This is a genomic window from Desulfobacterales bacterium (assembly GCA_034520365.1).
GTDB lineage: Bacteria > Desulfobacterota > Desulfobacteria > Desulfobacterales > Desulfosalsimonadaceae > M55B175.
Genome location: JAXHNP010000007.1, coordinates 571,345 through 596,011, shown reverse-complemented (window position 1 = coordinate 596,011; position 24,667 = coordinate 571,345). Strand labels below are relative to the sequence as shown.

The window sequence follows — 24,667 nt, the reverse complement described above, 5'->3', positions numbered from 1 at the left end:
ATTAACGGTTTTCCACAAGTTCGCAAATAGAGGTTGAGAAGTACTCTTCGGTCTGCCGCTCCAGCGGCTCCCAGCCGGCGCCTGACAAATATTCATCCACCGCTTCCGCATCCGGCTTATAAACAAAAAAATACGCTTCATCCCCTTTTTTCAGCTTCAGCCAGCTGCCAACCGGCCACAAGGCGCCGCCGCGGAACACCCCGGCGAGAATAAGCGATTTGGGAGAATATTCAAGCACACTGAACTCTTCCGCGGAACCGCCGGCATACGCACATTTTTGAAGGAGCACCTGCCGCTGCTGAAACCGGTGCGTCCACAGATCCACGTCCACCGGCACCCCAAACACCACTTCCGTGCTATAGCGGCTGATCATCTCCTCGGTAAGCGAGGTGCTGCCAGCCTGAAGCGCGGAAAAAAGATAGATCTCCTTGATTTCCGCTTTTACCCGCTGAAGAAACAGATAGTTCACCTCTTCGTTAGGGGTCAAGGCGATGGCCCCTTTTCGGGTATCGATTTCCGCCCGGGCCAGATAACGGGCATGCAGGGCGTTACCGCATATCACCCGGGTACAGTCCCCTTCCGCGGCCCGGCAGTGCTGGGTGTTGGCGTCAATACAAAGCACCTCCTGGCCGGATTCCTTAAGGAGCTTTGCCACCGCCCGGCCGAGTTCATTGGCGCCCATGATCACCCAGCCGAAATTGCTGGGCCGGCGCACACCCAAGATGGAGGCAACGATTCCGCCGGTCAGTCCGGCGGATAACACCGTGGCCGCAATAACCAGAAACACCAAGGCTCTCAGTTCATAACCGCCCGGCATTCCTCTGTTAATCAAACCGGCGGCAAAAAGCGAGGCCACCGCCGCGGCCACAATGCCCCTCGGGCCGATCCAGGCGATAAAGAGTTTCTCGCGCCAATTAAGCTCAGAGAGCTGGGTGCCGGCAAACACCGCCGCCGGCCGGACAACCAGCATAAGGGCTAAAACCGTGGCCACTCCAGGCCAGCCCAGCGCCTGGACCTGCTCCATCCGGACATCTGCGGCCAAAAGTACAAACAGCATGCCGATCAGCATGACTGTCAGCTCTTCCTTAAACTCCGACAAATCCTCCAGAAAATGGGTGCCGAAGTTACCCACCATAACGCCCGCCATGGTAACCGCCGCAATGCCGCTTTCCGGCAGGATGGCATTGGAAGCCTGATAGAGCCCCAAAACCGTGCACAGGGTAAACACATTTTCCGTGCCCTCCGGAATGAGCCGGCGCACACGGAAAGCCCAGACCAGCACCATACCGATAACCGCCCCGCAGATCATGCCGAAGCCAAGCCGGGAGATCACATGCCAAAGCCATATGGCCGGGCTGCTGTGCGCGGGGCTTAACGCCGCCTCCAAAGCCACAATCGCAACCACCGCCCCGATGGCGTCAATCATTACACCTTCAGCTTCCAGGACAGTGGCCACGGATCGCTTGACTTTCAGCCGTTTTAACAGCGGATTGATCACCGTCGGCCCGGTCACCATCACCAGGGTGCCGAAAAGCGCCGCGGTCTGCCAGGGCCAGCCCAAAATAAACCTTGCGGAAACCGCACCGCCGGCCACCGTAATGGCGCCGCCGATCAGAATCAAATACCGGATGGAGCGGCGTTCCTGCTTCAAACGGCTGAACCTGAGGCTTAGGCCGCCTTCAAACAAAATAACGGCCACGGCAAAGCCGATGATGATATTAAGTGCAGGGCCCAGTGTTTCCGGCCGGATTATCCCGAGGCCGTCCGGGCCGCAGACCACCCCGGCGGCCAGCAGCAGCACAATCCCCGGCACCCGGATATGATGGGCGATTGCCTGCATCCCGATACCCACGACCAGGGCCAAAGCAATCGTTAACGCAGGATTGTTAAAAATAGCAGCATCCATAATGACCAGATCCAAATTTTGGAATGATTTTAATTAAAAAATAGGATATCATTTGGCCGGTTTCGCAAAAAGCGATTTATTCCGCTGCGCGGCATTTTTGCCGGAAGGAGCGTCTAATTCCTAATCGTACTCGTTTTCGTTCTCGTAATCGGCTTTTGATTTTTTCGAGTACGATTACGAGTACGAGAACCGTCCCGCTCACGCGGGACTGAGTACGATTAAGTTACTCAGAAAAAAGACAAAAAGGACAACCCCAATGAATCCATACGCCCAATATAATCCCCAGGAGCGAAAAGTCGCCTATTTTTCCATGGAAATCGGCCTGGCCGCTGAACTGCCCATCTATTCAGGCGGGCTTGGCGTGTTGGCCGGAGACACCATTAAATCCTTTGCCGATCTGGGTATTCCGGCGGTCGGCGTATCGCTTCTTTACAAAAAAGGCTATTTCCACCAGGAAATCGATACATCGGGCAATCAGATCGAAATCCCCGTGGCATGGGACCCTTCGGAATATATGACCCTGCTTCCGGAAAAAATCACCATCACCATTGAGGACCGGACCGTGATTATTCAGGCATGGGTCTATGACGTCAAAGGCATCAAGGGCGACAGCGTGCCGATTCTGTTTCTGGATACGGATATTGAGATAAACGCTTCGCAAGACCGCGAAATTGCGGCCTACCTCTATGGGGGCGAAGAACGCTACCGCCTGAAACAGGAAATGGTTTTAGGTTTCGGCGGGGTTCGAATCCTCCAGCTCCTGGGTCACGACAACCTTGAGGCGTATCACATGAATGAGGGGCATTCCGCGCTTCTCACTTTAGAGCTGATGGACAGATTGCAGGATATCGAAACCGTCCGCGAAATGTGCGTATTTACCACCCACACGCCGGTGCCGGCCGGCCATGATCGGTTCCCCAAGGATATGGTACGCGAGGTGTTCGGCGAGAACTTTGATGTGGAAAGCCTGGATCACGACAATATTATTGATGACCAGGCGCGCCTGAACATGACCTACCTGGCCCTTTATCATTCGGAATACATCAACGGGGTGGCCAAAAAGCACGGGGAAACTGCCCAGAAGATGTTTCCCGAATACCGGATCGATGCCATCACCAACGGCATCCATACCCGGACCTGGGTGGCGGAGTCCATGGCCAGGCTTTTTGACCGGTACATACCGAGCTGGCCCAACGACCCGTCCGCGCTTCGAAACGCCTTAAACATCCCCCGGGAAAAAATCTGGGCCGCGCACACGGCGGCCAAGCAGGAGCTCCTGGATTTTGTCAATGAACGGTGCGGATTAAGCATGCAGCCGGATGTCCTGACCATCGGTTTTGCCCGCCGGGCGGCGGCCTATAAACGGGCGGATCTTCTCCTCTCCGACACGGATCGGCTGATAAAGCTCGTGGATACGCATGGCCCGATTCAGATCCTTTATGCCGGAAAAGCCCACCCCAAAGATGAAAAGGGGAAAGCCCTGATTAAAGCCATTCATGAAAAAATGGATGCCATAAAGGATAAGATCGACATCTGTTATCTGGAAAACTATGACATGTACCGGGCCAAACTCCTGGTCGGCGGTGTGGATGTCTGGCTTAACACGCCGCTTCGGCCCATGGAGGCATCAGGGACCTCGGGCATGAAGGCTGCGCTTAACGGCGTGATCAATCTGTCTGTTTTAGACGGCTGGTGGCTGGAGGGCCATATCGAGGACTTTACCGGCTGGCGCATCGGCAGGCGGCAGCGGGATGAGGGGGAAGAACCGGAAAACTCCCGGAAAAAGGATGCGGCCGACCTTTACGCCAAACTCGAGGACAAGGTGCTCCCCTATTTCTATGAAAACCGCGAACACTGGCTGGATATGATGGCCTACAACATTGCGTTAAACGGCTCGTTCTTCAACACTCACCGGATGGTCTCCCAGTATGTGATGCAGGCCTATTTTCAGTAGCCGCTTTTACTGTTTGTTCTCCTCCTTGGCTTTATCGGGCTTGGCCCCGATTTTGGCGAAAATCTTCTTTTTGATCTGCTCATCAAAAACCTCCCATTTCTGCTCCCGGAATTCCTCTTCATTGCTGCCGGAGAGAAAGCCGATGGGGATATGAAACCCGCCGGCCGAAACCTTGCCGCCACCGAAATACTGGCCCTTGGCATCCTTGCCGAAAACTTCCTTGATAAACTGATCCGGGTCCAGGGTGATCCGGTTGGTCCGAAGGGAGCCGATCACGGCTTCCGCCCAGTCCTCCCCGGTCACAATCCCATAAACAATGGCGGTGTGCACGTTTTCCTCGGTGATCAGAAAATCCGCGGCCTGGGGGATGGCGTCCCGATCTTCGGCCCGCAGATAGCCGATGCCGGCAATGGAGAAGCTCTCCACCGTCTCCCGGGAGCCCAGGGCCCGGTGAATCACCTTCATGGACTGTTTGGAGCGGTCCTGATTCATGATCTGATCCAGCAGTTCCGAATCCCGGTAGCCGGAAAGAAATGCCGCTGCCTCAAAATCCTCCGGCCGTGCCTGGATAAAGCCCCGGGTGTCGGTCATGATACCGTGGGTTAAGGCGGTGGCCATCATGGTGTGGATTTTATTGGTTTTATCAATGTCGATGATGCCATCCTGCAGATACTGGGTATAGATGGTGGCGGCGGCCCCGATATCACGGCGCACGTCCGAAAACTCCGGGGAGAGCCGGTCCTGGGACTCATGGTGATCAACCACCACCAGCGGGGGCACGGCTTTTTCCTCCAGGGCATCCGTGATGGCACCCGCCGAAGTGCCCTGGTTGTCCACAAAAACGGCCCCGTCATAGCCGGAAAGATCCACGGATGAATCAAACCGGGTCATTTCAATCCCAAGCAGCCGCACCAGGGCCAGATTTTGCTGATGGCTGATCCGCCCGCTGTATAACATGTCGGTTTCAATATCAAAATGGCGGCTGATGCACTGATGCGCAAATCCCGCGGCAATGGCATCCGGATCCGGAAACTCCTGGAGCACGATCACATGATGCTCACTCTTGTGGGATTTCAAAAATTCGGCCAGTTTCGCACCCGCAGCCGGTTTTTCGGTTTTTGCCGCCGCCTTTTTACGGGAATTATTTTCTTCCATAATCTCCGGCTCCATCGGTTATTTGAGAAAGTCATAAAAAGTCGATTTCGGATGCCACAGCTCATTATATCAAAAATAAACCGGACAGCTATAATATCAAATATTTTCCTGACTTCCCGGTCAGCGGCCGCCCGCCAAACCGGATAATTTGAAAAATTCCATACGAACCCCTATTTTTTTAATGCGAATACATTTATTATATAGGGCAAATATATCAAACAGTACAGGAGGAAAACACAACCAATGCGGATTGCGGTAATGAGCGACAGCCATGATCATCTGGAAAACCTGAAAAAAGCCCTGAATCTGATCAAAGCCGAAAACGCCGAACAGATCATCCACTGCGGGGATTTTGTGGCCCCGTTTGTGCTGAAAGAGCTGATCGCGGCCGGCATTGCCGTAAACGGCGTATTCGGCAACAATGACGGGGATCAGTTTCTCCTCACCCGGACCGCCATGCAGTCAGACGGGCTGTTCCGCCTGGCCAGCCTGATCGGAGAAACAACCGTCAACGGCCTCCGTATCGCCTACACCCATCAGTGGCCGGTGGCCGAAGGCCTGGCCGCTACGGGCAAGTATGATCTGGTCTGCTTCGGCCACTCCCACACGTTTTTCAAAGACCAAAAAAGCGACACCCTGATTCTCAATCCCGGCGAAATCATGGGAAAAGACGGCGATCCGGGCTTCTGCATAGTGAATACGGAAACCCGGGATGTCCGTCGGATCCCGATTTAGGCGATTTCCGATTTAGGCGATTTCCGATTTAGGCGGAAAGCCCGTAGCCCGCATTTTGCCAGGCGGTAAGTCCACCGGCGAGGCTGTGCACGTGGGTGAAGCCATCCTGCTTTAGCCGGCTTGCCACGATATTGGCCCGGTAGCCGGTGCCGCAGACCGTGATCACCTCCTCGGTTTTGGCAATATCCAGGCTTTGGGCCAGAATGTCGGTCATGGGCACATGGGTGGAGCCCTGAATATAGGCTTGGGCGCGTTCTTCCGGGGTGCGGACGTCCACGATATGGCCGTATTCCCGGCGGTCGAACTGCTCCTTTAAAGCCTGAACGGAAATGGGGGAGAGGCTGTCAATCGGCATGCCGTGGGCGATCCAGGCCGACATCCCGCCGGAAAGCCATCCAAAGACGTTGTCATAGCCGATCCGATGGAGCTCGGTGGTCATCTGATCATATTTTTCCCGGTCATCCACTACGAGAAGAAGGTTTTCCGTTGGATCGATCACCATGCCGATCCAGTTGGCCATCTGCTTTTCAAACCCGATGTTAATGGCCCCCGGAATATGAAAACCGCCGAATGAAGCCGTATCCCGGGTATCGATAATGGTGGCCCCCTGCTTGCGGATTTTGTCGAACTGATCCGGATTCAGGGTCTGCTCCAGGGGGCAGCGCTCCAGAAGCGGCACCCCCTGGGTATTGGTATTGATGATGTGGGTAAAACTCTTCGGCCGCACCGGAAAAGCACCGGCAATCTCATCGTGGAATGCGTCGAAGCCGGAAAATTTCAGCACCGGCTGGGTCCGGCGCTCATAGCCCAGGGTGCTGCTCGACTTGGCGCTAAGCCCCTTGCCGCAGAGCGATCCCTGGCCGTGGGCCGGATAGACCTCCAGGTGATCGGGCAGGCGATTTAGCTTTTCATAAAGCGAGTTATAGAGATTTTTGACCTGATCCTCCAGGATTTCCTCGCCGGCGAGATCCGGCCGCCCGATGGAGCCCACGAACAGAAGATCGCCGGTTAAAATCATCCAGGGTTCATCCGCGCGGGCCTTGTCTGTTACCAGGATGGATATGGAATTCGGCGTATGCCCGGGCGTATTCAGGATTTCCAGTTTCACCATGCCGAATTCAATCACATCGCCCTCCTTTAACTTTTTGTGGTCAAAGGCCACGGGCGCATGCTCGCTGTAATAGATATCCGCGCCGGTGCGGGATTTTAACTCCTGGTTGCCGCTCACGTGGTCGGCATGCACGTGGGTTTCGATGATGTGGGTGATTTTCATCCCCTCGTCCCGGGATATATCCATATAATCCTGCACGTCGCGCTTCGGATCCACAACCACCGCCTGCCTGGCCCCGGGGCAGCCGATAACATATGAGTTGCAGCCCAGACCGGGGACGGTAATCTGTTTGAAATACATGCGCTACCTCCTTAAATTAAGCTATTTGGTTATCTGTTTGACTCCAGTGGAAATTGTATCGGGATCGAAATCGCTATCGGGATCGGGATCGAAACATTTCGATTTCGATAGCGATCCCGATCCCGATTTGGATCAACCATTCCCATCATTTTTCTGACTCGCTGATTCCTTCGCACTGGAGTAAATCGGATAACCGGATTAAACTATTTGGCCCAAATTGACGCTTGACTTATAAATTATCATTTATGAGCATTATCTCAAATTAAATTTTAAACGATTTGAATGGAGGCATTATGACTGCAGGCGATCAGAGTCCGGCTGGCTTTACCATTTACCCGGTGGGCGTAATTAAAAGCGAGATCAAAGAACCGTCTCTTGGCGCCACGGACAATGGCATCGAGCTTAAAGAACATATGAAAAATATCCGTAAACAGCATCAGCGGTAGCCAGAACCCGTGCAACACTCTTTACATGCAATTCGAACCTTGTTATATATTTCAGCATTAAAACAATTTACTTAATAGCTTGAGTATTTTTACACAACATAATGAGTAAAATGCAAAACACAGAACAACTTCCTGAATTTGAAAGAAAAAAAGTCGACACTCTTATTAAAAGACTTCAGGAACCGCGCCCGCTCATCCAGGTTATTATCGGACCGCGTCAGGTCGGAAAAACCACGGCATTGCTCCAAATTATCAAAAAATGGGACGGCCCGGCGATATACGCTACGGCAGATGGTCCTGCCCCGCCGGGCCCGGACTGGATTGAAAGGATGTTTTACTGCTGCACCGGGTAGAAAAACCGGCCCTGCTCAGGCAGTTATACGCCTTCAGCTGTGACTATGCCGGGCAAATTATTTCTTACCAAAAACTTACCGGGCAGCTCCAGGATGCGGGTAACACAACAACACTTGCGCATTATCAAAGGCTTCTTGAAGGCGCATTTCTCATTAGGGGCCTTCCAAAATGGCACGGAACAAAACTGCGAACCCGTGCTTCAAGCCCTAAATGGCAGCCTCGAAATACCGCCCTTGTCACCTCACAGTCCGGATTATCCCTTGACCATTGGCAAGAGGATTCGAAACGATGGGGTCGTCTGATTGAAATTGGTGTTGGCGCCCATATCGTCAATCAGGCTGAAGAAAAGGGAATTAATGTCTATTACTGGCGTGAAAGAGATAAAGAAGTTGATTTTGTTCTCTCCCGCAAAAATGACGTCGCCGCAATTGAGGTAAAAAGCGGTGCTTTTGAAAAGCCTCATTCCGGGCTTCAGCTTTTCCGTAAACGCTGGCCAACAGCAAAAACCTGGCTCATCGGGCCGGGCGGCATTGAATTAAAAGATTTTCTGCAAAGCGATCTGGAATTTCTTTTTTAGCTAAGCTATCCTTTTAAAAATTTATGTAAAAATACCTCTTTCTTACTTTTACATAATATGTGTTGTTTAAGTGTATTTTACAAAAAACCATCCACTTAAAAATCAATAATTCTTTTGGAGGCAATTATGGCAGAGCAAAGTCCAGGGGAACCCAACGAAATTCCGGACATTTCCATGGCCAACACCAAAAAAGAAATGCTCCAGGCCTACCAGCAGTTAAAAGAAAAGCTGGAAGCCCAGGCGAAAACAGAGCTGAAGCCGGAAAAGGAGCAGAAGGCGAAAAAGGAAAAAACCGTCATTGAGGCCGCGGAAAAATCCGTGGAAAGCGATGTCAGCAGCCGGATTACGGGTTTGAAGGATGAAATCAGCCGATTCCTGACCGGTATGGCCGATAAAATCGAATCGGAAAACAAGCGCTATGAAGACGTCAAGGCGGCCATTGAGGCCAAGAATCAGGAATTAAAAGAGATATATGACATTGAACAATCCGCCTATTCCCTGGCGGCCCTCCTGGAGGCCCAGAAGCAGAAGAAAGCGGAATTTGAAGCGGAAATGGCGCAGCGCCGCCAGGAACTGGAAAAGGAAATCCAGGAGACCCGGAACCAATGGGAAAAAGAAAAGCAGGCGCGAAACCAGCAGCTTAAGGAGGCCCAGGCGGAAGAGGATAAACGCCGGAAGCGCGAAAAGGAAGAGTTTGAATATGCCTTTAATCGGGAAAAAGAGCAGAAAAAGCAGGAAGTAACGGATGAGCTGGAAAAATTGAAAAAATCGCTAACTGATCGGCAGGAGGCGTTTGATAAGGAGATAGCGGAACGGGAAAAAACGATTCAGGAGCGGGAAACCGTTGTTGCCGAGCGAGAAAAATACCTGGACGAACTCCAGCAGAAAGTGGCCCAATTTCCGGAAGAGCTCAAAAAGCAGGTGGATAAGGCGGTTGCTGAAACCACTGAGCGGCTTCAAAATGAGGCCAAAAAGAATGAACAGCTGCTGCAGAAGGAATTTGAAGGGGAGAAAAATGTGCTGCAGACCAAAATTGACTCCCTTGAAAAATTGGTGGCAGACCAGCAGAAACACATTGATACGCTTTCCAAACAGATCGATACCGCCTACGGCAAGGTTCAGGAAATTGCCGTTAAGGCCGTCTCCGGCAAAGGCCAGGATACGCTGCAGCCAATGGCGAGAGAACATCGCGATCAATCTGAAAGCGGTTCCAGAGGATAAGGGGATAAGGAGCAATTGATATGAGTAAGCCATTCGAGCCGATTGTTATAAACGGCATGGAAATCCCGAACCGGTTCGTCCGCTCGGCCACATGGGAAGCCATGGCCACAGACGACGGGGCCGTGACCCCGAAACTGATCCATACCATGAAGGAACTGGCAGACGGCGGTGTCGGCCTGATTATAAGCGGCCACGCCTATATTCTGCCGGAGGGGCAGGCTGGCCCCTGGCAGATGGGCATTTACAAGGACGACCTGATTGCCGGGCTGCGCGGGATGACCAAGGCGGTGCATGATTCCGGGGGAAAAATCGTGGCCCAGCTCGCCCACGCCGGCACCCACGCGGCGGAGCAATTATCCGGGCATACCCCCATGGCCGTGTCGGTGTTCGACGGACTGGCCGACGCCCCCCGGACCGAAATCACCCAAGAATATATCGACACCCTGACGAAAGCGTTTGCCGATGCCGCGCTTCGGGCAAAAACCGCCGGGTTTGACGGCGTGCAGATCCATTCCGCCCACGGCTATCTTCTCAGCCAGTTTCTCTCCCCCGATTACAACCGGCGGGCGGACGCATACGGCGGCAGCATCGAAAACCGAACCCGGATCCACCTGGAAGTCTTAAACGCCGTCCGGAAAGCGGTGGGAGACGATTATCCGATTCTTATCAAACTCAACTGCCGGGATTTTACGGACGAGGGGCTTTCCCCGGAAGACTCGCTGGCGGCAGCAAAAATGCTTGAGGAAGGCGGGCTTGACGCCCTTGAATTAAGCGGCGGGGTGGTGACCGGCGCCGGCACATCCCTGCCGAGCCGGACCGGCATCAAATCTGAAGAAAAAGAAGCCTATTTCAGCGATGAAGCCCGGAGTTTCAGGGATAATATCGATATTCCCTTGATCCTGGTGGGCGGGATGCGCTCCTTCTCCGTTATCCGTGAGGTAATAGAAGGCGGCGCGGCCGATCTGGTATCGCTGGCCCGCCCCCTGATCCGGGAGCCGGACCTGGTCAACAGGTGGAAGGCCGGGGATTTAAGAAAAGCGGAATGCAATTCGGACAACCTGTGCTTCGGACCGGCCCTTAAGGGCGAAGGGATCTATTGCGTCTCCCGGGAGCGCGAGCAGAAGGAGACGGATTAGGAATCCCTTTCAATCGTATTTCACCGCGCTGAAGCGCATGAGTTTGCTCCAGTTGTGGCGGGATTCAATGTAGCGGACGGTGCCGGTTTTACCCCGGATGACCAGTGAATGGGTGATTGCGCCGGTGCCGGTATACGTCACCCCTGCGAGAAAGCTTCCGCCGGAGATACCGGTGGCGGCAAAGAACACATCGTCGGTTTTGACCAGGTCGCTGACCGAAAATATGCGCGAGAGATCCGTACCGGCTTCGGCAAGCGCCTTCTTTTCCCAGTCCTTCTGGGGATCCAGGCGGCAGCGCATCTCCCCGCCCATGGCCCGTATGGCGCAGGCGGACAACACCCCCTCGGGGGTGCCGCCGGTGCCCATCATCACATCGACTTCCGAATTCGGATCAACGGCCATGAGTGAACCGGCCACATCGCCGTCCGAATGCAGCTGGATGCGCGCACCGGCCTCCCGGATCGTGTTAATCAGGTCCTTGTGCCGGGGTTTGTCCAGCACAAATACCACCAGGTCACCGACATCCTTGCCCAGCGCCCTGGCGATGTTGGACAGATTCGCCGCCACCGGTGCGGAAAGATCAACCGCATCGCGGGCTTCGGCGGAGACCACGAGTTTTTCCATGTAGTAGCTGGGCCCGGGATCAAACATGGTGCCGGCCGGCGACACCCCGACAACGGAAATGGCATTGGGCCGGCCGTATGCCAGAAGGTTTGTCCCCTCCACCGGGTCCACGGCCGCATCCACCTGCGGCCCCCGGCCTGTACCCAGCTTTTCGCCTTTAAACAGCATCGGGGCGTTATCCTTTTCCCCTTCACCGATGATCACCGTGCCGTCGATATCCAGGGCCCCGAAAGAAAGGCGCATGGCTTCCACCGCGGCCATATCCCCGGCCTCTTTTTCGCCCCTGCCCAGCCACCGGGCGGAGGCCAGGGCCGCGGCCTCGGTGGTCCGCACCAGGTCAAGGGCCAGATTGCGCTGGGGTGCTTCCATCAGAATACTCCTCCCTAAATATACTTTTTACCCTCATCCCGGCCTTCTCCCGGAGGGAGAAGGAGGCAAGCGGCGCCTTAAGCATAGGGTTTTTACGCCGCTATTCCTGTTTCTGCACCAGTTGGATCCGGACGATCTCGCCCCTGCCGGCAGTCCGCATGGGCGGCCCCCAGGAGCCGTTGCCGCTGGTGGTGTAGAGCTGAAATCCGCCGTCCGTGCTTAAGCCGTAATCATGGCCGGCATACAACAGCCGGGTGATGTTGAAGAAATAAATGCAGGACCTGAAAAAGACGAAATGCAGGCCGAATACCAGGGCAAAGGACAGGAGCAAGAACAGAATGAATTTCAGATGCATAGGGTGTCTTTCTCTCAGCGTGAATTGGGCTTTTCAAGGCGCCGGAGCGAATCGCTTCCGGAATCAGAAGCCATATTCCCGTTTAAATGCAAAATTGACTGCTTGTCAAAAGATTCCTTTAAATCCCCCCAATCCCCCCCTTTTTCAAAGTGGGGGATTGGGGGCGCCGCTTATCGCAATTTAGATCCTATTATCAGAAAAACAAAATGATCGAGTGTAGGGTTAAGACAGTACTGCAGGAATTCTGTCATCGCCCAACAGGTTAAGACTTGCCGGCAAAACCCAAATTATCTTGTCCGGTGCCGGAAAAACATGCTACCGGGAGGATTCAATAACAGGCGGCGAAGATTTTTTAATGCACGGGAATTCATGTACAGACTATTTGCAGCGATAATCCTGATATGGCTGGCAGGCATTATGCCGGTTAAGGCGGAGCAAGCCGCAAAACGATACCATGAGCTCGACCCGGTGGTCGTGACCGGCAGCCATGCGCCCGCCCGGCTATCGGAATCCGGTGTCTCGGTATCGGTCATCACCCGGGAGGATATCGCGGTGCTGCCGGCGGATAATGTTACAGATGTCCTGGAGTATGTAAACGGGGTGGATGTGCGCCAGCGCGGGGCCGGCGGCGTCCAGACAGATATCGGGATCCGGGGCGCCTCCTTTGAGCAGACCCTGATCATGGTGGACGGGGTTGCTATAAGTGATCCGCAGACCGGCCATCACAATATGAATCTGCCGATAAATCTTTCGGATATCGAACGCATTGAGGTGGTCAAGGGGCCGGCGGCACGGATTTACGGGCCCAATGCCATGGGCGGGGTCATCAATATCATTACCCGGGACGTAAAAGAGAATGCTGTAGGCGGCCGCGCAGCCTATGGGGAACACGGCTATTATGATATAGGCGGCTATGCGGCGGTGCGGCGGGGGAACATATCCAGCCGGCTGTCGACAGGCCGCCGGTCAGCATCCGACTATCTCAGCGGAAAAGATACGGATTTTGACATTAAAACCATCAATTATAAGGGCGTTTTTGAAAACGATCCCAACACCTTCCGGCTGGGCGCCGGGTTTACGGACAAGGATTTCGGCGCGTATAAATTTTACAGCGACGCCTTTCCGGAGCAGCGGGAAAAGACGGAAACCCTTCTGCTATACGGCGATGCGGATCTATACATGGCAGATGCGGAAATTACCCCCCGGCTTTACTGGCGCCGGCATGAGGATGAATTTAAAATCAATATCAACGGAAACTGGAACGTCAACGACCACCAGACGGATGTATTGGGCAGCCGGGTAAAAACCCTGATCCGTTCTGACTGGGGCGAAACCGCCATCGGCGCGGATGCTGAACGCGAAGATATAGAGAGTTCAAGTCTTGGGGATCATGACCGCAGCCGCCGGTCCATTTTTCTGGAACACCGGTTTAAGCCGCTTGACCGGGTAAACATCGGCGTGGGCGCCTCGGCCGTCCATTACAGCAGCTGGGGCTGGGAATACTGGCCCGGGGCGGACGTAAGCCTCAAGCTGATTGACGGGTTAAGCTGGTTTACTTCTTTTGAAAACGCATTCCGGGTGCCCACGTATACGGAACTCTATTATTCCACGCCGGCCAACCGGGGAAATCCAGATTTAAAGCCCGAAGAGGCATGGACCGCGGAAACCGGGCTGCGGTGGCTGAGCGAGGGAATCTCCGCGGATCTGAGTTTCTTTTACCGGGATGCGGAAGATGTGATCGACTGGTCGCGCGAGCCCGGGCAAACCGTCTGGCAGGTCACAAACATTTCAAGCGTTGAGACAAAAGGCGGGTCTGCCGGCGTTACGGTTTATCCGCCCGCTTTTTGGGATATGGATTTTTTTTCATCCGCGGGCATTGCCTATACATATCTGGATTCCAAGCGGCGCACGCACGGCTTAGAATCCAAATATGTGCTGGATTACTTAAAGCATCAGGTCAACGGGTCCCTGGTATTTAAATGGCTGCCTGCGTTGACGCATGTCGTCAAAGCCAGATACGGCGAGCGGATGGCCGGGGACAGCTATACGGTGGTGGACACACGGCTGGCTTATACGGTTTCAGATTATGAGGTCTTTGTTGAGGCCGCCAACCTGTTTGATGAAGACTACATTGAATCCGGTTTCACGCCCATGCCGGGCCGGTGGATTAAGGCCGGGGTGAAATTCAGCTGGGATTAGGCTTGTGCCGCTGCAACGGCATTTTGCAGAAAACAATTCTTAAATTTAAATCGTACTCGTTCTCGTTCTCGTTCTCGTACTCGTAATCGGCATTTAAAACTTCCGAGTACGATTACGAGTACGAGAACCGTCCCGCTCACGCAGGACTGAGTACGAACAATTCTTTCAAGAAGAAAAATGGAAATTACCGTCCGCCTGCATGTATCCCTGACCAAATTTCTGCCTGAAGGGGCCCGGCAGAAAACGGTTTCCGTGCGGCTTCCGGACGGGGCCGAAGTCGCGGATATCGCGGATCAATTAAATATACCCGCGCGATACGTCAAACTCATTTTCGTAAACGGCGGGCGGGCGAATAAGCAGACCCGGCTCTCAGACGGGGATGCGGTAAGCCTTTTCCCGCCGGTCGGCGGAGGATAAGATCAGCCTCCGGTGAACGGACTTTCAGGCGTCAGGCAGTCTTTCGGGGAAAATCCGGCCACTCGGTGACTGGCTCCAAAGGTTTTTGCGGATAAATCTGCCCGTGGGCCGGCGGCATGGAATTATACACCCAGTTGATGTCAACGCTGCCGGCATGGACCATGCGATGTTTTGAAAACCCGTTGAATGTCCCGCGGACCAGGACGTCCTCCATCTTCATGGAAAGACAGAATACGGCCACGGGTTGGCCTTCGGGGATTTGACATAGTTCCGACTTGTAGGCAGTTTGGGAAAACACCAGCCGGCGGCTGTCCGCGGCCTGGCACTGCAAAAGCGGCATCAGGACCGGGAATCCGTCGGTCCCTATGTAACTTAAAAATTTTAAAGTGCCCAGCTGGTTGAAGAGGCGCTCGGCAAACGGCGTTAGAATCCGCTCCGCGCTGCCGGTGGTCAAAGCCCCGCGGGAAAACCGCGTCATCAGGGTGGCCATCAGGATCCTTGGAATCGGCAGCCCCATGGGCCCGGCAACGGAAACCAGGTCCAGGTAATGCACGGTGTTGATGCCGAAGTACGCATTGTACCGGAACATGGGCAGGTCATTGTAGGATTGATATTCCGGGCCGTCTTTTCGAAAATGGGTCCACCGGGCGGTTCCCCGCCACATCCGCTTGTCCATGGTCAGCACCATGAATGCGATTTCCGGATTCTCCTGGATAAAAGCCTTGCTGTTTCCCCGGCAGAACTCACCCAGGGTGAGCTGGCGCTCATTGTTCGCCCGGATGGATGTGATCAGGGTGATGTGGGGCAGCCCGTCCGGGTTGACCGAGGCCACGACACCGATCTTTTCCGCCGGGAAAAACGCCTGGATGTCTTCGGCATTAAATGCCGTCCGCTGATTTGCCACCCGCTGCCTCCTTTCCTGATTATCAATTTGAATATCATTTCAGTTTTGTTAGAAACTGAGCTGAAAAAGGCTTATAAAAAGATTCCTTTAAGTCCCCTTTAAAGGGGGATTTAGGGGGATTTCTCAGCCTTTGAAAATCGAAATCCCCCCACAGCCCCCTTTTAAGGGGGGCCAAGATGATAGAGCCCTTTACGAAGCCATCAGCTTTGATGAACCCGTCCAACATACCTTTTCTTTGGATATCCCGGCTGCCACAGCCGTGCGGACATAACCGTCCAGTTCCGCGTTAGTGAGCAGTTCAGCCGCCTCAAACGCCCATTTCTGCCCGAGCCTCAGGTACTTATCCCGGCACAGGTTGTTGAAGGCGCAAAGCTCCCACCGGTTGACCACGTCGGAGATTTCCGTGGAAATAAACCGGGCAATCCGGTCGATGTTGTCGTGATCCGCGGTTGCCCCCGGAATCAGCGGGGTGCGGATCCATAGCGCGCTCGGGTGAACATGGGAGCGGATAAAATCGGCGATATACAAAAGGTTTTCCAAAATCTTCTGGTTGTCATGCCCGGTATACTGCCGATGCCTCTCGGGATCCATCACCTTGATGTCAAACAGCACCATGGCCGCATACGGCAGTATCCGGTCAAGGGCGGTTTTTGAGCAGTAGCCGCAGGTATCCAGGGCGGTGTGGATGCCGCGGCCCCTGAGAACTTTGAAAAACTCGCCCACAAATTCGGGCTGCATGGCCGGGTCTCCGCCGGATGCGGTGATGCCGCCGCCCGAGGTTTCAAAATAGGCCCGGTCTTTGAGCACCTCGGTCACAAGGCCGCCAAGCTCCCACCGGGTGCCCAGAAGCTCCAGGGCGGTTCCCGGGCATTCCGCCGCGCAGGTCCCGCAGGCACGGCAACAGTCCCGGTCGATGTGCACGCCGGTATCGTCAATCGTCAGGGCCTCATTGGGGCAGATGTCCTCGCAGGTGCGGCACCCGATGCACCGGTTAGCAAACCAGCACAGCTGGGGCTTTGCCGATATGCTCTCCGGGTTGTGGCACCAGGCGCATCTGAGCGAGCACCCCTTGAAAAACACGGTCGTGCGGATACCCGGCCCGTCTTCGGTGGACATGCGGACAATTTCAAGGACCGTGGCGTATTTGGTTTCCTGGGTCATGATGGATTTCTTCATTGCTGCTCGTACTCGTTCTCGTAATCGAAGTTAAACCCGAGTACGAGTACGATTTATCAAAACCGGCTATGGCTCAGCCGCGCAATCACCTCGTTCTGCAGTTCTTTCCCAACAGCCGTGAAATAGGCATTGTATCCGGTGATGCGTACCAGCAGGTGCCGGTAGTTCTGGGGATTTTCCTGGGCATCGCGCAGCATGTCCGGATCCAGCATATTCACCTGGAGCGATGTACCCCCGTTTTCCGCATATCCCCGCAGAAACGCCTTGAACTTCTCCTTATGTTCCGGGTCTTTTATGATTGACGGATTAAAGGTGATGGTATGGCTTGCCCCGTTGGGCAGGCTGTTCAGATAGCCGTCCCAGTCTCCCTGATCCGGCCCGGTTTTTCCGCCCAGGGCTTTTCCCACGGAGTTGGCATTGGCGGTCGGGCCGTTAATATCCGCGCCGTTTGACGGGCAGATCGCGTTGGACAGAAACTGGCCCTTTTTCCGGCCGTCCGCGCTGGCGGCCATCACAAAGCCGTCCCCCGCCCAGTAGTTCCAGCTGAGCATCCCGGGCCGGAACTGCCGATTGGTGGACTGGGTTTTGTGCCGCCAGGTCGCCTCGGTCCAATAATCCATCACCTTTCGGGCCATCTTATCCGCCGCATCATCATCCCGGCCGTACTTGGGCGCCTTGTTTCTGGCAATGGCCTGGAGCTTTTCATGCCCCTCCCAGTTGTCCTTCAACGCCCGGACAAGCTCGACCATGGTGCATTTCTTCTCGTCAAACACCAGATACTTAACGGCCAAAAGCGCATCCACCGTGGTGGCAAAAGTTACCGCCTCAAGGGTGGTAAAACTGAGCTCCGCCCCGCCCTGCGTGATATCCATCCCCTTTTCCGCGCACCCCCGGACCAAGCAGGAAAGATAAGGGGTGGGGAAATACTTGGCCCGGAGTGATTCGGAGCGCTCGTAAAGATCAACACACTTTTGAATGATATACTCAGTCTGCTCCTGATAGGCCTTCCAGAAATGTTCCCAGGTGGCAAAGGTTTCCGAATTCCCGGTATTCGGCCCGTCCTGCCGGACCCTATCGGTTTTTCCGGTCATGGGGTCGAAAAACGGCACCAGGTCCCGGCCCCCGGCAAGCGCCAGTTCAACCGCCTTTAACAGGTTTAGGTTGTTGTCCACGGTGCCGGAGCGGTCGTTTCCGCACATGGTGTTCTCCAGGCATCCCACCGGCGAATAGTCATGAACGTTATCCTCTCGGATCAATTGGGTATTGCCGCTTTTTTTCGCCTCGCGCAGCATGCCGGCCATGGACCGCTCGTCAAAATTTAACAGAAACGGCGCGCCCTGGCTGGCGGAAATCATGTCCGCCGCTTTATCCAAAAGCGCGTCCGGAGTGTTTTTGTGCAGCCGCACGTTCGGCTTGGGCTCAAGAATAGGGCTCATTTCATCGATCACCTCGAGCATGGCATAAGTGAGGTCATTGGCCATGTCTTTGCGGTCCGGACCTACGCCGGCCAGGGTGATGAGTTGCCCGAAGCCCGATGTGATACCGTCGTTTCCGTTTCGGATCATGGCGTCATAGACCGTATTGCAGTGAACCCAGAAGCATTTGAGAATCTCTTTTCCGAATTCGCGGTCCATGCCGTTTTCAATGGAATACTGCCAATAGGGATAGAGGTACTGGTCGATCCGGCCGAAGGAAACGCCCGGACCGGGGTAGTTTTCATCGCTCATGATCAGCATGTGGGTAAGCCACAGCGCCTGGACCGCCTCCCAGAAGGTTTTCGGCGGCGCCCAGGGTACCCGGCGCAGGTTCTCGGCCATCTGCCGAAGCTCATTTTTTCGCGCCGGGTCTGCCTCGTCTTCAGCCAGCTTTTTGCACAAATCGGCATACTTTTCCGCCAGGTCGCGCGGCATGGCGGCGGAGGTCATCATGGCGGCAAGCTGAGCGCCTTTTTCCCCGCGCTTTTCCGCTTCTGAGAGCTTATCGTATCGGGCCTTGAGATCATCATGAATCCCCTTCCACCCTATGGAGAGCGCCCTTGGATAATCCGGCACCAGGTGGCCGCAGGTGGCGCCGGAATTTCCGTACCCGTGGTCGTGAAACCACTTAACCGCTGCCCGCCCCCCGTTTCTGCCCATGGTCAGCCGGTCAAATGCCTTCTGCGCCTTTTCCGTGAGGCAGAGCGAGGTCTGGATGTTAAAGCGGCCGCCCGCAATCAGGTCGCCCGGGAGGATTTCCTGTGGGAGATAATTGACCATAACCTCCCGCACAAACCAGGCGCGGCGCCTGACCTGCGGCCAGTCCCAGAACTCCGCCGGCAGATCCACCGGCCGCGCCGCCTGCCGGTAGGAGCTTCTTAGCGTCTGGAGCAGCAGGTAGGTTTCCGGGACGATGTAATAGGTCGTCTCGTTGAACTGGACATCCCATGGCGTGCCGGTGCTCCAGGCGGTGTATTCGTTGTTCCACTGCCGGCAGGCGCCCATGAAATAATAATCGCGAAGGTTCGCGATCCTATCCGAAAGCCCTTCGGGTGCCTTGATCGGAAAACGCTCGGTTACTGCAGCAGCCGCTTTCATGGGCCACCTCCCTGTTTAAAAACTATGTCTGTTTGGCGATGATTTGGCGCAGACGGTCCTCGCCGTTTGCGAGCATCTCCCGCATCACGGCTTCGGCCAGTTCACCGTCACCGGCCTCGATGGCCGTCGCCAATTGCCCGTGATAGTCAAACACGGACGCCACCACCTCCGGGTTCCGGAAAAACTGGCGGGCCAGGTTGGTATAGATCGGTTTGAAGGAATTGAGCAGCAGGGGGTAGAGCAGGTTGTCCGTGGCCATGGCGAGCAGCAGATGAAATTCAAAATCAAGCGCCACCAGTGCATCCACATCATTGGCAGACGCCCCGGCCTCCCGCTTTCGCAGCTCGCGAAACTGTTCCAGGTGCTCATCGGTCCGGTTTTTCGCGGCAAGCCGGGCGTTTTCCGTCTCAAACAGCATCCGCATGTTCAGGAGCCCGTCCAAAAGCTTGGGGTCGAGTTTCCCCTCGTTGTAATTAAGCAGCGAATTTAAAAGTGTAAGCGACCCTTCACGGCGGTAGTCATTGACCACCGCGCCCTGGCGGGGAATCATTGAAATCAGCCCCTTGGCCGAAATATCGACAAGCGCATCGTGCACCACCGGCCGGCTCACCCCCAGCTGCTGGGCCATATCCCGCTCCGGCGGCAGCTTTTCCCCCACCCGGACCGCCCCGGACAGGATCAGCGCCTCAAAGCGGGCAACGCAAACATCCTTTAAACGCTCTGTTCTGACTGGCTTTAATCCGTCTAACATGAACACTCCTTTTTTGGCTGGTGGTAATACCATATCACCAAAAAGGCAGATACACAAAGAAAAAAACAAATCCAAGCATTTTTATGGATTTGCGGGAGCATCCGATATGGTTACACTTTGTTTATAAAGCAAAACCCTTGTCAACCCCTTAACAAAGGAGAATCAAATGAGCCTGCAGGAAAAATTAGATGCCCAAAGAAATGAACTGGAATCCGCGGCGCCCAAGGAGGCGGTGGCAGTCATGCACCGGGCGACCGAGGATTTGGCAAACTCGGAACTGGTGAAACAGGCCAAGAAAGAAGGCGACAAAGCGCCGGACTTCACCCTCAATAATGCGAAAGGCCAGCCCAGAGGCCTTGACCAGATGCTGTCGGAAGGCCCCTTGGTGCTCGGTTTTTACCGGGGCCGGTGGTGACCGTTCTGCAATCTGGAGCTGGAAGCTCTTGAAGCAGCCCATGCCAAAATCCGGGATCTGGGCGCCACCCTGGCCATGATTTCCCCGCAGTCCCAGGCGCATTCCCAGGCATTTATCGAAGAAAAAGGCCTTTCAATGGAACTTTTGATCGATGCCGGCAACCAAATCGCACAAAAATACGGATTGGTCTATACCGTGCCCGAGGACCTGCAGAAGGTTTACAAACAGCTGGGAATTGACGTGTCCCAATATAATGACGACGGCTCCTGGCAGCTGCCCATGTCCGCCCGCTATATTATCGACACGGACAACCTGATCCGGTATGCCGCAGTTAATGCCGATTACACGGTGCGGCCGGATCCTTCTGAAACCATTGCGGCGCTGGAGAAAATATTGACCTGAGCCGCCGGGCATTTTCCCGACTCATTCGCTATTTACAATTTTTACTTAAACTTTACATTGACATTTACATTATGCCTTTGTATTTTTTTCTCAACTGATAAAAATACGGAGGCGATCTATATGTCATCCCCATTAACAGCCAAGCAGCAGCAGCTTCTCGACTATTTTCAGGACTGGATAGCCGAATCCGGGGACTCCCCCTCGCTGCGGCAGGCCGCACAGGACCTGGCCGTAAGCCATACGGCCGTGGCCCAGACGCTGAATCGCCTGGAAGAAAAGGGCTTCCTCAAGCGGGAGGGCCGATACGGGCGGACCGTCCATCTGATTAACCAGGCCGGGCAACCCGCGGGCCTTCACCGGTGGCGGGAGGTGCCGGTCATCGGCCGGATTACGGCCGGGCTTCCCATGTACGCGCAGCAGGAATGGGAGGACAGCATTGTCATTGACGCTGATATCTACAAGGGGGAAAATTTGTTCGCCCTTCGCGTCAAGGGGGATTCCATGGTCAATGCCGGGATCCTGCCCGGCGATCTGGCGATCTGCTCGCCGCGGCAATACGCCAGTGACGGAGAAATCGTGGTGGCGCTCATCAACGGCGAAGACGCCACGGTCAAACGGTTCCATGCCCGCCCCGACCACATCATCCTGAAACCCGAAAACCCCGCCTATGAAAGCGTACGATACAGATTCGACGAAATCCTGGTGCAGGGCAAGGTGATCGGCATCCAGCGCGGGCCGGATGTGATGCAGCGGGTGTCGTCATGACTGAAACCGCCGATATATGCCGCCTGCGCGTCGGCACCAGCGGCTACTCCTATACCGAGTGGACGGAAGCGGGCTTTTATCCGCCGGGGACCCGGGCCGGAGAGATGCTTCCGCACTATGCGGGCCTGTTTTCAATCACCGAGTTGAACTACACATGGTACCAGATGCCCAAGGCGGAAGCCATCGAGCGGATGCGCCGGCTGGTGGGGGAGGAATTTTCCTTTGCCGCCAAACTCACGCGCACCCTGACCCATGAAGTCGACCCGGACGACTGGCCCGGCCAGGCGGCCCGCTACCGGGACGGCATCGCGCCCCTGGTGCAGGCCGGCCAGCTGGCCGCGGTTTTAATCCAGCTCCCGCCGTCTTTTGACCGCTCACCGAAGAACCGGCATTATCTTGCCGCCCTGCTGGAAAAACTCGAAGGCCTGCCCCTGGCTGTTGAATTCCGGCACAAGTCCTGGGCCGTGGACCGGGTGTTTGAGGAGCTCTCCCGGCGCCGGGTCGCCCTGGCGGCGGTGGACGAGCCGAAGCTGCCCGGCCTGTTTCCGCCCCTGGATGTGGTGACCCACCCCGATTTTTTCTATATCCGGTTTCACGGCCGCAATGCCGCGGGCTGGCGCACCGGCCACATGCAGAAGCAGTTTGACTACGATTACACCGAAGCCGAATTAAAGGAATGGATCGATTCCCGGATTGCCAAGATGGCATCCCAGGCAAACGCCGGCCTGATTTTTTTCAACAATCATGTCCGCGCTCAGGCGGCAAATAATGCGCAGGTGATGATGCGGCTGCTGGGTGAGAAATTTGGATATCAGCCTATCAGACGAGCTTAATTTTGAACTCATGCAGAATTGCTTTTACCCCCATCCAGAGATAAACTCGGTAGAGGTGACAGGTGTATCATCGAAGACTCTCATTTGCCACTTCACTTGCAATGAACGCTAAATCAATATAATATTTATTTATGCCTTTTGAAATTCTAGGCGATATCAAACAGATTGAAATTATTTCGTATGGTAAAAGCACAACAAGAAAAAAAATTTGCGCTTTGCATCGAGAATAAGGATGCCGAAGACTTGGAAAAACGAAAGATTTATCAAGTCATTGCTAACGATTCAGCTGAATCAGAGGGCTATCTTAGAGTCATCGATGAATCCGGAGAAGATTATCTTTATCCGGATTCATATTTTATTATGATTAAATTGCCGCACGCGGCTCAGAAAGCCCTGCAAACAGGCCTTTAAAACATCGAATCCGGCCATAAGTTTTCTTTGCCCGGCATTTTTCCGGTTTGATTCCGCCAGATTTTTTTGCACACAATTACTTCCTCTCAACAACCCTGATGCCGCTTCAAAAATAAAACGATCCCGCACCCCCCCAATTACCTCGGATGCATCTATTTCCGGAAGAAATTCTGATGTCCCATCAAACAAAATTTCTTTAATTAAAACCTATATTGTTAAGTTAAATTTTAATTTAAAAATTTACATTGAACTTTACATTTTTCTTTTGTAATCTTTTATTAAAACCTATGGCCTTTCATGCAACAACATACCGCTCGCGCGCCGTCATCCACCTAAACGTCGCGGACTTTGCCGTGGCCGTCGAACGGCTGGTAGACGGGGGGCTCAAGGACCGGCCCGTAGTCATCGCCCCGGAGGGGGCGGCGCGCGCCGTGGTCCATGACATGAGCGAAGAATCTTACCAGGCCGGCATCCGAAAGGGCATGCCGCTTAAGCGGGCCCGGCGCATCTGCCGGGACGCCCGCATACTGCCGCCACACCCCGACCGGTACGAGCGGGCCATGCGGGAGCTTTTCCGGGAAGTGCTCCCTTATTCCCCGCTTATCGAACCCGGGGAAATCGACGGCCACCTGTTTATCGATGTGACCGGCACCAGCCGGCTGCTCGGTCCTTCGGTTGACGTGGCCTGGCGCATGTACCGGGGGATCCGGGACCGGCTGGGGCTTTCCCCCATCTGGTCGGTGGCCCCGAACAAGCTGATCTCCAAGGTCGCCACCCGCCTGGTCAAACCCATTGGGGAATACATCGTCGGGGAAGGTGAGGAGCGGGCATTGCTTTCGCCGCTGCCCCTCTCCTTAATCCCCGGCATTGAATCCGCCGATCTATTCCGCCTAAAGGAATTCAATCTATTTCACGTGAAACAAGTGGCCGATCTGGCCAAGGATCAGCTGGCAGTGCCTTTTGGCAAACGCGCGGATTTCATCTACGAATCCGTGCGCGGGATCGATCCGTCACCGGTGCTGCCGGCCGGCCGGGAGCCGCCGAAAATCAAAGCATCCCATGAATTCGGCAATGACACCAACGATGTCGCCACAGTAGAACGCGCGGTGTATCTGCTTGCAGAAACCATCGGCGCCCGGCTGAGGAAACGCCGAAAAGCCGCCCGGAGCCTGGTGATCACCATCGATTATGCCGACGGCCTGCGCTGCTTCCGGCAGCTGGCGGTTACGCCGCCATCAGCCAATGACATCACCCTGTTCGAAACAGCGCAATCGCTTCTGTACAAAGCCTGGATCCGGCGGGTTCGGCTGCGGCACGTGCGCCTGACCTGTCCGAAACCGGTTCACCCCCAGGCCCAGATGGATCTTTTTTCCGAAGCCCCGGCGGTCAAGGAAAAACGCGAGGCGGTGATCGGGGCGATGGATGATATTCGGGAGCGGTTTGGAAAGGAGGCTATAAACATTGGCCGGATGTTGGCTTCTTGAGAAAGCTGATGAATGATTTTATCGCTGGAGGTTCACAATTGGCAATTTGAGATTAAGAGCAAGATTAAGAGTAAGATTAAGACGTTAAAAAACC

Annotated in this window: 22 protein-coding genes; 13 read left to right on the top strand and 9 right to left on the bottom strand. The window is 54.8% G+C overall.

The features are described 5' to 3' along the window. Position 1 precedes the first annotated feature (1 nt). Positions 2-1,906, bottom strand: a complete 1,905-nt coding sequence (locus U5L07_16825; protein ID MDZ7833410.1) for a cation:proton antiporter — start codon at positions 1,904-1,906, stop codon at positions 2-4. Between the two features lie 256 nt (positions 1,907-2,162). On the opposite strand from U5L07_16825, the gene glgP reads away from it, so the two are divergent. Beyond that, positions 2,163-3,860 (top strand): alpha-glucan family phosphorylase, encoded by a 1,698-nt coding sequence (glgP, locus tag U5L07_16820; protein ID MDZ7833409.1) that lies wholly within the window; start codon positions 2,163-2,165, stop codon positions 3,858-3,860. Positions 3,861-3,866: 6 nt separating this feature from the next. Here glgP and U5L07_16815 read toward each other — a convergent pair whose 3' ends face one another. Further along, positions 3,867-5,015, bottom strand: a complete 1,149-nt coding sequence (locus U5L07_16815) for a bifunctional oligoribonuclease/PAP phosphatase NrnA (GenBank protein ID MDZ7833408.1) — start codon at positions 5,013-5,015, stop codon at positions 3,867-3,869. Positions 5,016-5,258: 243 nt separating this feature from the next. Here U5L07_16815 and U5L07_16810 point away from each other — a divergent pair, with 243 nt between their 5' ends. Further along, the gene (locus U5L07_16810; protein ID MDZ7833407.1) at positions 5,259-5,750 is read left to right on the top strand and encodes a metallophosphoesterase; all 492 of its coding nucleotides are present in this window, start codon (positions 5,259-5,261) and stop codon (positions 5,748-5,750) included. 28 nt (positions 5,751-5,778) lie between these two features. Here U5L07_16810 and U5L07_16805 read toward each other — a convergent pair whose 3' ends face one another. Next, entirely contained in the window at positions 5,779-7,161 is a 1,383-nt protein-coding gene (locus U5L07_16805) for an MBL fold metallo-hydrolase (protein MDZ7833406.1), read from the bottom strand. A gap of 293 nt (positions 7,162-7,454) precedes the next feature. On the opposite strand from U5L07_16805, the gene U5L07_16800 reads away from it, so the two are divergent. From U5L07_16800 to U5L07_16790, 3 genes are all read left to right on the top strand, one after another. Then, entirely contained in the window at positions 7,455-7,607 is a 153-nt protein-coding gene (locus U5L07_16800; GenBank protein ID MDZ7833405.1) for a hypothetical protein, read from the top strand. A gap of 1,057 nt (positions 7,608-8,664) precedes the next feature. After that, positions 8,665-9,759 (top strand): hypothetical protein, encoded by a 1,095-nt coding sequence (locus U5L07_16795; protein MDZ7833404.1) that lies wholly within the window; start codon positions 8,665-8,667, stop codon positions 9,757-9,759. Between the two features lie 20 nt (positions 9,760-9,779). Further along, positions 9,780-10,895, top strand: coding sequence for an NADH:flavin oxidoreductase (locus U5L07_16790; GenBank protein ID MDZ7833403.1), 1,116 nt, complete (start codon positions 9,780-9,782; stop codon positions 10,893-10,895). A 9-nt stretch (positions 10,896-10,904) separates the two neighbouring features. On the opposite strand, the gene glpX is transcribed toward U5L07_16790, so the two are convergent. Both glpX and U5L07_16780 read right to left on the bottom strand, forming a co-directional pair. Further along, positions 10,905-11,888 (bottom strand): class II fructose-bisphosphatase, encoded by a 984-nt coding sequence (gene glpX / locus U5L07_16785; protein MDZ7833402.1) that lies wholly within the window; start codon positions 11,886-11,888, stop codon positions 10,905-10,907. Between the two features lie 100 nt (positions 11,889-11,988). After that, on the bottom strand, positions 11,989-12,243 hold the full coding sequence (locus U5L07_16780) for a hypothetical protein (protein ID MDZ7833401.1): 255 nt from the start codon (positions 12,241-12,243) through the stop codon (positions 11,989-11,991). A gap of 369 nt (positions 12,244-12,612) precedes the next feature. Between U5L07_16780 and U5L07_16775 the strand changes: the two genes are divergently transcribed. After that, positions 12,613-14,442: a TonB-dependent receptor gene (locus U5L07_16775; GenBank protein ID MDZ7833400.1), complete on the top strand. Its 1,830-nt coding sequence runs from the start codon at positions 12,613-12,615 to the stop codon at positions 14,440-14,442. Between the two features lie 177 nt (positions 14,443-14,619). Continuing rightward, positions 14,620-14,859, top strand: a complete 240-nt coding sequence (locus tag U5L07_16770; GenBank protein ID MDZ7833399.1) for a MoaD/ThiS family protein — start codon at positions 14,620-14,622, stop codon at positions 14,857-14,859. 31 nt (positions 14,860-14,890) lie between these two features. On the opposite strand, the gene U5L07_16765 is transcribed toward U5L07_16770, so the two are convergent. The 4 genes from U5L07_16765 to U5L07_16750 form a co-directional block, all read right to left on the bottom strand. After that, complete coding sequence (locus tag U5L07_16765) at positions 14,891-15,763, bottom strand: pyridoxamine 5'-phosphate oxidase family protein (protein MDZ7833398.1); 873 nt, start codon at positions 15,761-15,763, stop codon at positions 14,891-14,893. A gap of 189 nt (positions 15,764-15,952) precedes the next feature. Next, positions 15,953-16,939, bottom strand: a complete 987-nt coding sequence (locus U5L07_16760) for a glycyl-radical enzyme activating protein (GenBank protein MDZ7833397.1) — start codon at positions 16,937-16,939, stop codon at positions 15,953-15,955. Between the two features lie 56 nt (positions 16,940-16,995). Continuing rightward, positions 16,996-19,512, bottom strand: a complete 2,517-nt coding sequence (locus tag U5L07_16755) for a pyruvate formate lyase family protein (GenBank protein MDZ7833396.1) — start codon at positions 19,510-19,512, stop codon at positions 16,996-16,998. 22 nt (positions 19,513-19,534) lie between these two features. After that, on the bottom strand, positions 19,535-20,263 hold the full coding sequence (locus U5L07_16750; GenBank protein ID MDZ7833395.1) for a FadR/GntR family transcriptional regulator: 729 nt from the start codon (positions 20,261-20,263) through the stop codon (positions 19,535-19,537). Positions 20,264-20,429: 166 nt separating this feature from the next. Between U5L07_16750 and U5L07_16745 the strand changes: the two genes are divergently transcribed. The 6 genes from U5L07_16745 to U5L07_16720 all read left to right on the top strand — a co-directional run bounded on the left by U5L07_16745 (position 20,430) and on the right by U5L07_16720 (position 24,573). Then, complete coding sequence (locus tag U5L07_16745) at positions 20,430-20,678, top strand: hypothetical protein (GenBank protein ID MDZ7833394.1); 249 nt, start codon at positions 20,430-20,432, stop codon at positions 20,676-20,678. Between the two features lie 12 nt (positions 20,679-20,690). Further along, positions 20,691-21,080, top strand: coding sequence for a redoxin domain-containing protein (locus tag U5L07_16740; protein MDZ7833393.1), 390 nt, complete (start codon positions 20,691-20,693; stop codon positions 21,078-21,080). Between the two features lie 120 nt (positions 21,081-21,200). Further along, entirely contained in the window at positions 21,201-21,845 is a 645-nt protein-coding gene (gene lexA / locus U5L07_16735) for a transcriptional repressor LexA (protein ID MDZ7833392.1), read from the top strand. Continuing rightward, positions 21,842-22,678: a DUF72 domain-containing protein gene (locus U5L07_16730; protein ID MDZ7833391.1), complete on the top strand. Its 837-nt coding sequence runs from the start codon at positions 21,842-21,844 to the stop codon at positions 22,676-22,678. Before lexA ends, U5L07_16730 begins: the two co-directional genes overlap by 4 nt. A 165-nt stretch (positions 22,679-22,843) precedes the next feature. Next, positions 22,844-23,089, top strand: a complete 246-nt coding sequence (locus U5L07_16725; GenBank protein MDZ7833390.1) for a hypothetical protein — start codon at positions 22,844-22,846, stop codon at positions 23,087-23,089. Between the two features lie 353 nt (positions 23,090-23,442). After that, entirely contained in the window at positions 23,443-24,573 is a 1,131-nt protein-coding gene (locus U5L07_16720) for a hypothetical protein (protein MDZ7833389.1), read from the top strand. Positions 24,574-24,667 lie beyond the last annotated feature (94 nt).

Bases quoted from the DNA above. Each gene is read 5' to 3' on its own strand.
- U5L07_16800 (MDZ7833405.1), top strand. From the start codon at position 7,455: ATGACTGCAGGCGATCAGAGTCCGGCTGGCTTTACCATTTACCCGGTG.
- U5L07_16805 (MDZ7833406.1), bottom strand. From the start codon at position 7,161: ATGTATTTCAAACAGATTACCGTCCCCGGTCTGGGCTGCAACTCATAT.
- glpX (MDZ7833402.1), bottom strand. From the start codon at position 11,888: ATGGAAGCACCCCAGCGCAATCTGGCCCTTGACCTGGTGCGGACCACC.
- U5L07_16770 (MDZ7833399.1), top strand. From the start codon at position 14,620: ATGGAAATTACCGTCCGCCTGCATGTATCCCTGACCAAATTTCTGCCT.
- U5L07_16815 (MDZ7833408.1), bottom strand. From the start codon at position 5,015: ATGGAAGAAAATAATTCCCGTAAAAAGGCGGCGGCAAAAACCGAAAAA.
- U5L07_16810 (MDZ7833407.1), top strand. From the start codon at position 5,259: ATGCGGATTGCGGTAATGAGCGACAGCCATGATCATCTGGAAAACCTG.
- U5L07_16780 (MDZ7833401.1), bottom strand. From the start codon at position 12,243: ATGCATCTGAAATTCATTCTGTTCTTGCTCCTGTCCTTTGCCCTGGTA.
- glgP (MDZ7833409.1), top strand. From the start codon at position 2,163: ATGAATCCATACGCCCAATATAATCCCCAGGAGCGAAAAGTCGCCTAT.
- U5L07_16795 (MDZ7833404.1), top strand. From the start codon at position 8,665: ATGGCAGAGCAAAGTCCAGGGGAACCCAACGAAATTCCGGACATTTCC.
- U5L07_16790 (MDZ7833403.1), top strand. From the start codon at position 9,780: ATGAGTAAGCCATTCGAGCCGATTGTTATAAACGGCATGGAAATCCCG.
- U5L07_16745 (MDZ7833394.1), top strand. From the start codon at position 20,430: ATGAGCCTGCAGGAAAAATTAGATGCCCAAAGAAATGAACTGGAATCC.
- U5L07_16775 (MDZ7833400.1), top strand. From the start codon at position 12,613: ATGTACAGACTATTTGCAGCGATAATCCTGATATGGCTGGCAGGCATT.
- U5L07_16750 (MDZ7833395.1), bottom strand. From the start codon at position 20,263: ATGTTAGACGGATTAAAGCCAGTCAGAACAGAGCGTTTAAAGGATGTT.
- U5L07_16755 (MDZ7833396.1), bottom strand. From the start codon at position 19,512: ATGAAAGCGGCTGCTGCAGTAACCGAGCGTTTTCCGATCAAGGCACCC.
- U5L07_16730 (MDZ7833391.1), top strand. From the start codon at position 21,842: ATGACTGAAACCGCCGATATATGCCGCCTGCGCGTCGGCACCAGCGGC.
- U5L07_16825 (MDZ7833410.1), bottom strand. From the start codon at position 1,906: ATGGATGCTGCTATTTTTAACAATCCTGCGTTAACGATTGCTTTGGCC.
- U5L07_16760 (MDZ7833397.1), bottom strand. From the start codon at position 16,939: ATGAAGAAATCCATCATGACCCAGGAAACCAAATACGCCACGGTCCTT.
- lexA (MDZ7833392.1), top strand. From the start codon at position 21,201: ATGTCATCCCCATTAACAGCCAAGCAGCAGCAGCTTCTCGACTATTTT.